This window comes from Streptomyces sp. NPDC048415, assembly GCF_040651675.1.
Taxonomy (GTDB): Bacteria; Actinomycetota; Actinomycetes; order Streptomycetales; family Streptomycetaceae; genus Streptomyces.
The window spans coordinates 1-5592 of sequence record NZ_JBEZKJ010000191.1 but is presented as its reverse complement, the minus strand read 5'-3'; the positions used below and the strand labels follow the sequence as shown (position 1 = coordinate 5592).

Sequence of the window (5592 nt, the reverse complement as noted above, 5' to 3'; positions counted from 1 at the left end):
CGAAGAGGGACGGTGAACGCTCATGACCACGACTCGCCACACCCCGCCACCGGCATTTTCGCGGCATAAAACCAGCCGGCATGCGCAGCAAAAAACATGCCGGGTCCGCAGCGCGTGCCGCCAACCATCCCGATCCCCGCGCACCCACGACCGCCACCGGATCCTTCACTCACTCCCCCAAAGAAGACAGTCCCGGCCCCCCGGCCCCTCCCCCACCCCCCGGACACGAGGGAGAGTTCTCCCGCCCCGGCCGACAGCGGCCAAAAAAGAAGACCGTCCTCACCAAAGGACGGCAGACCGGCACGGACAGGCGCCGGACACGCACGCGCACCCCGCCCCTATTAACCTCTCCGCGGGCACACGCACATCTGGCCGGACAGCCAGGTCCTGTGGACCACGCCATCCAGCCAGATGAGAACTACTTTGCTGCCTTACCGCTCACCCCTCACAGGGGTCCGGTTCAGCCCCCCGCACCCGGACCCGCGACACCAGTGTTCCCGTTGCCGGTCCCACTGCCACCACCACTGCCGTTACCGTTCCCGCTGCCGGCACCGCTGCCATTACCGTTCCCGCTCCCATTACCACTGTTGTTGCCGCTCGTATTCGTATTGGTATTCGTGTTCGTGTTGTTGATGACCACAACGACCCCGCCGCCACGCCCCGAACCATGACCCGAACCATGACCGGAACCACCACGCCCGCCACCCTTGTGCTTCCAGTCCCCATGGTGCGAACCCTGCTCCGGCGCCATCGACACCACCGAGCCGGCATGCTGCGGCGCCGCGAACGCACCCGTGGGAATCAACGCGCCCCCAGCCGCCAGCGCGGACGAAGCACCGAACATCACCAGACGACGCGTACGGGAAGAGCGAGCCATGAGAATCCTCCGAAAAGAAGAAAAGGAAGGGAAGGGAACGGGATACCAGGATCCGGAAAAGCCTCTCCCGGACGGTCCACCAGCCCGAAGACCGGAAACCCCGCCCACCGAGCGAACCGAATCACTGCGGCGGATGAACCGATACCTCCATTAGGCCCGCCCCACCCCACCCCGTCACGCGACTACAAGTCGTGACTTGACCCACACCGACACACACGCTATAAGCCACCCCGAAACCCACAGCAACCCCAAACCACCCCGACATGACAAGCGCCCCCACCACACCGCAACCCACCCGGAACCCTCCCGGATACCGCCCCACACACCGAACCGAACCCCCACCACCAGACCACCACGGACACCGTGGTGGCCCCCAGTGGTTCACCACAGCTGCTGATGGGTCCACACCGGATCGCCCGCATAGGGGTGGTGTTCCGCAAGATTGTCCCGGGCAGGGTGACGTCGCCCGGCAGGCCCGGCGGCGAAAACGCGCAGCAGGTTCTCGGTGACCCGGCGGGTGAAACCGGCGGTAGCCGGCGCGATGCCATGGGCGCCGTCGCCGTTGAGCGACTCCACCCAGCGCATGGTGCCGGTCGCGAACACTCCGGCGCCACCGGGAGCGGTGTAATAGGCGGAGTCCGAGAAGCTGCGCACGCCGCGGCAGACCAGGGGAGAGTGGGCGATGACCTCGATCGGGCGGGGGGTGGACGGATCGCCGGTCACCCGGTCGTACTCGGTGCCGACCAGGTGGGGGAAACGGCTGCCGCGGGTGACACCGGTGCCGCTGAACAGCCAGTGGCCGGGCTCGGTGACGGTGTAGTCGGCGCTCGTCGGGTTCGACTCGTAGAGGGTGCCGGTCAGGGAGTTCTCCGGACGGGCGTGCGGGGGTTCGCGCCAGTCGGTGGTGACGGCGGCGTCGTCCTTGCCGTATGCCGGGTCGTGGGTCCAGTCGGACTTGTAGCAGACCACCAGGCGCCGGTCACCGCGCGCGGTGGACTCCAGGCGGATACGTCGGAAGCAGGCATTCGCGCCGAGAAACGCGATGTTGGTGCCCGCGTCCCGGGCCGCCGTGATCCTCTCGCGCATCGCCGGAGTCCAGTACTCGTCGTGGCCCAGTGAGATCACCGCGCGGGCACCGTCCAGCAGCCCGAATTCGCGGTCGAGATCCATGCTCGTCACGTACGCCAGCGGCAGGCCGATCCGTTCCGCCAGGGCGATGACGGGCTGCTCGTAGGTCAGGAACAGCGGTGCCCCGTCGCGGTCGTAGGGACGGTCGCAGCTGACGGCCAGCGACCGGCCCGCGTCATCGCCCTTACCGCCGGGCCCGTGGTACAGGCTGTGCCCACCCCACGTGTTGTACGCCTGCCACGTCGCGACCGCGTTCACCAACACCACCCGGCCCGCCGTGGTACGGGACCGAACGGTGACCGGCACGTGACGCTGTTCGCCGGAGGCGGCGGTGAGCCTGATCAGGTACGCCCCCTCCGGCCACCCCCGAGTGGAAACGCGCGTGCTCGGGCCCCAGGCCGCGGCCACCGTGCGCGTCGTGCCCCGCGCGCCCGGCATCGGCTGCTCACGGACCGGCAACCGCCCGGAGCTCCAGACTCGGCGCGCCAGCGCGCCGCCGTACCAGCCCATACGGAATGCCTCCGCTCGGAACCATCCGGTAGGGGCCGACACAAACAGGACGAACGATTCGCCCGGAGCCACACTCACCCGGTCGGCATACCCTTCCACGGCCCGATCCCCACCCCGGTTGCCTACGGCCCAGTCGGCATATCCGGGGCGGTGGTTCTCGGCCACGGACGGATGCCCGGAGGGCGAGGCACCGCCCCATCCTGCCGTCGAGCACCCGGCACTCACCACACTCGCTCCCGCACCCGCCGCCGTACCGAGGAAACGTCTCCTGCCCCACTGACTGGTCACATCATCAGGCTAGGAAAGCTGAACCTCCGTCACCTGCCGCCCTAGGCCGAACGGGCTGGCTGGGGGTAGCTCGGGCATCCGCGACGGGCGAGAGGGAAAACGGGAGAAAGGGATCATCCCAGCATCTGATCCGATGTGGATCGAGATGTGGATCGAGTCCTGCGGGGCCCGACAGGCTCGAGCGCGAGCAGCGGGCCGATGCGCTGGATCACCCGGCACCCGGTGGCCGACGATATGCCGAACGGCGGCGCGAGCTGCCGCACGGTGAGGGTCGGTGCGGTAGCAGACGGCCACCAGCAGCACCCGTTCGGCCAGCGGAAACCGCCACGCACAGCCTTCGCCGCCGCGTTCCCGCAGCGCCTTCCGCAGACGGCCGAACTGCTCGATCCCCAGTCCGGTGAACGTCTCCACCCACATCCGTTCAGCCTCACCATCCCAGCCGTACAAGGGAGATGCCCTGCTCACGGCCTTCTGCACCACGCTTTAGCCGGGCGATGCCGGCGCTGGGAAGGTCGCCGCGTCTCGGGCGAGGCGGAGCGGGTTGTCGGCCGCAGGCAGGCGGGCGAGACGGGAGCCCGCTCGCCGATTCCGCGGCATCCGTCCAGGGGGTGCAGGGTGCCCGGCCGCACAGCGGTGACGGCGTCCACGTAGGCGCGGCCGCCCAGCGCGACGAAGGCGCGGCGGCCGAGCAGCCCCCAAGAACCCGGCCTGCGCGCGCAACTGCTCGGTGCCGACGTGGCCTTCGGCGTCCACCCGCTGGTCGTATGGGGCAAGTGCCCGATCGAGCCGGACGAACCCGTGCAGGTCGGAAAGCACGATGCCGAGCCCTATCGCCCCGCGGCGCGTCTTCTCCCCTAGCCGCTATGGCCGCTGCAGCGACACGCGGAGGGTCATGTAGACCTCGCCCGGGGCCGGGGGCCGGCTCCAGGACCGGGTGCGGAAGCAGTGCAGACGTCCGCGGGTGAGGGCGAACTGTGGCAGCCGGACGCCGAACTCGGCCGCGAGAGCCTCCAGGGCACGGCGCTCGCCCTGCCGCTCGTCGTGCGGTTCGTCCGGCGGGAAGAGACGGTCCGGGTCCAACACGCCCGGCACGCGCCCCCGTCTGCTGACCGCGGTCCCCCGGACCGTGAACGCGTACCGCTCCTCGCCGTTCTCCGCGACGGACAGATGGAAGACACCGGGGCGGTGTGCGTCGCCCGGCTCGCTCCACACCGTCACCGCGCGGGTGCCCCGGGAAGCGGCGATGCCCGGGGAGACGAACCGCTGCTCGTCGAAGCTCCCGCCCGGCCGCGGCTCGAAGGCGAAGCTCCAGCCGGGGCCCGCCCGGCCGACGGCGGTCAGCGCCTCGTCCTCCCACGTCGAGTCATTCCGGATGGCGTGGGAACGCCTGCGCGACTCCCACAGGGTCATCGGTTCCTGCAGGACGGCGGTGTCGTCGGCGCCGACACGGCCGGGCAGCTCAGCCGGCTCCACCCCCTCCACGAGGAGGAAGCGGTACGACACCAGGAAGTTGCCGGGATCCTCCTCCACCAGCCACGCCAGGCCCGGCGGATCCAGGTCGGCCGCGGGAGCCGGAGTCTCGCCCTGCTCTCCGCCTCGGGGCGTGGCCAGCAGTTCCCGGCCCCGCTCCGGAATGCACAGCGGGCCGAGGAACGGATCGGCGCACAGGCCGACCGGAGCAATGTGGTCGGGGCCCAGCGGCCGCCACTCGGGCAGCGCGGCGCGCAGGAGGTGCCAGGCCGCGTCCGTGTCGCCCCAGCGTGCCTGCTCCCGAGCCTCTTCCACGGCACGGCCGAAGGGGCCGTCGGCGGTGTAGCGGAAGGTGCCGTCCCGGACCTGCCGCAGAACCTCGTCCGCCGCCCCCCGCACCGAGTCCGGGGCGCCCCGCAATTCGAGGGGCCACGACGTGTCGTTCCGTCGGCTGCGCACGTGCTCCTCCGCCAGCACGGGCAGGATCTCCGGCGCGTACAGCAGGTCGGCCGTGAGCCCGTCGAAGGACACCATGTAGGTCTCCCCGAGCAGCAGGCGGATCTGGTCGCGCAGCCCCGTGGCCCGGGGCCTGCCGTACGCGATCGCCTCCGCCAGGGACGCCGAGGCCCGTTCGTACCGCCCGCGCAGCGCGTCCAGCTGGGCGGCCTCGACGGACGCGTCCAGTGCCCGCGTCGTCGCGTTGACGAACTCCACCGCCCCGCGTTCGGAGCGGCTTACCTGCAGCATGTGGAACTCCCGGTACATCGCCTCCATGAACGCACGGAACGACGCATACCGTTCAGGAGGACTCGCGCGCCACGACGCGTAGCAGTACACGGCCCATTCACCGTCGCCGTCCACGTCCCCCGGGTCCAGCAGGACGTAGGCGGCATCCGACTCCACGTCCAGTTGCAGCGCCCGCTCCCACATCCCGGCGACCAGCGCCTCCTCGAACGTGGCGTCGTCGCCCAGATCCTCGCGGTAGTACTCGGCCAGGCCCGCCGCGTCCTCGTGCCACCGGACCCCGTCGATACCGGCGAGCAGCCAGACGAAGCCGCCCGCGTGCCGCCAGCCGTCGCTCACCGTCAGGAACGTCCGGTAGGAGGGCGGCAGCCGGTGCCCGAGCCGCTCCTCCAGGGCGAGGATCCTCGGACGCGGGCGGGAACCGTTCCTAGAGACTGAGCGGGAGTGAGTCCTGTTGCCAGAACCCATGCTCAGCCGAACGCCCCGAGCGGTTTTGGGCGTTCTGGTTCCCCGCGTTCGCTCCGCGTCCGGCATCAACGGATCGTGTCCGTGGTCCGGGAACGTGGGGGCGGGGT

General features: G+C 70.3%; 2 protein-coding genes and 2 pseudogenes. All 4 read right to left on the bottom strand.

Going from position 1 to position 5592, the window contains the following annotated elements:
- Positions 1 to 1258 precede the first annotated feature (1258 nt).
- The gene (locus tag AB0D27_RS44980; RefSeq protein WP_362521349.1) at positions 1259 to 2680 is read right to left on the bottom strand and encodes a N,N-dimethylformamidase beta subunit family domain-containing protein; all 1422 of its coding nucleotides are present in this window, start codon (positions 2678 to 2680) and stop codon (positions 1259 to 1261) included.
- Positions 2681 to 2976: 296 nt separating this feature from the next.
- Positions 2977 to 3220 (bottom strand): annotated as a pseudogene (locus tag AB0D27_RS44975) (transposase family protein); the annotation flags it as partial.
- 444 nt (positions 3221 to 3664) lie between these two features.
- A complete protein-coding gene (locus tag AB0D27_RS44970; protein ID WP_362521347.1) occupies positions 3665 to 5485 on the bottom strand; it encodes an SMI1/KNR4 family protein in 1821 nt (606 codons plus the stop codon).
- Positions 5445 to 5592, bottom strand: a pseudogene (locus AB0D27_RS44965) (transposase); the annotation flags it as partial. The pseudogene AB0D27_RS44965 and the gene AB0D27_RS44970, both read right to left, overlap by 41 nt.